At 54.8% G+C, this 652-nt stretch carries 1 protein-coding gene; it reads right to left on the reverse strand.

Annotated features, from left to right (window positions below; genetic code table 11):
• Positions 1-34: 34 nt before the first annotated feature.
• Positions 35-652 (reverse strand): IS30 family transposase (locus tag AWB67_RS39105; protein WP_125477918.1); only part of this gene is annotated, 618 nt, incomplete at its 5' end.

Below are 652 nucleotides of genomic sequence, written 5' to 3' on the forward strand. Positions count from 1 at the left end.
CTTAGGTTCAAGGGGTCGTTGCAACACCTAATGTTTATGACGCAAGTAGAAGATCTCTCAGTGCTTCTGCTGGTGATTTCCATCCCAGGCTTTTACGCGGTCTGCAATTTAGTGCGTCTGCGACGGCATCAAGTTCGCGCTGTGTGTATCGGCTGATGTCGGTGCCTTTCGGAAAGTATTGACGTAACAGACCATTCGTATTCTCGTTGGTCCCGCGTTGCCAAGGGCTTTGAGGATCGCAGAAATAGATATCCAGACCCGTATCGATTCGAAGCTGCACGTGCTGGGCCATCTCTGCGCCTTGATCCCATGTGAGCGAGCGCCTCAAGTGCTCAGGCAATAACACGATCTTCGCAGCTATGGCATTGCGGACGGCCTCCGCTCCATGACCCGCCAGGGGTGGCCCATTCTTGGCCCGCACTCCAGTGCCATGTCCCTCCATAGGTGGGAGATGGAGCAACATTGTATAGCGGGTGGTACGCTCGACCAGCGTACCCACTGCGGATCGATTAAGGCCGATAATCAGGTTACCTTCCCAGTGACCCGGAACAGCACGATCATCAGTCTCAGCCGGACGTTCACTGATCATGACCTCTGGAGTGATGAAATGCTTTCCTCGCTGTTGCGTCCTGGCTCGAGGCACACGAAGTGC

This window comes from Caballeronia terrestris (genome assembly GCF_001544515.1).
Taxonomy (GTDB): Bacteria; Pseudomonadota; Gammaproteobacteria; order Burkholderiales; family Burkholderiaceae; genus Caballeronia; species Caballeronia terrestris.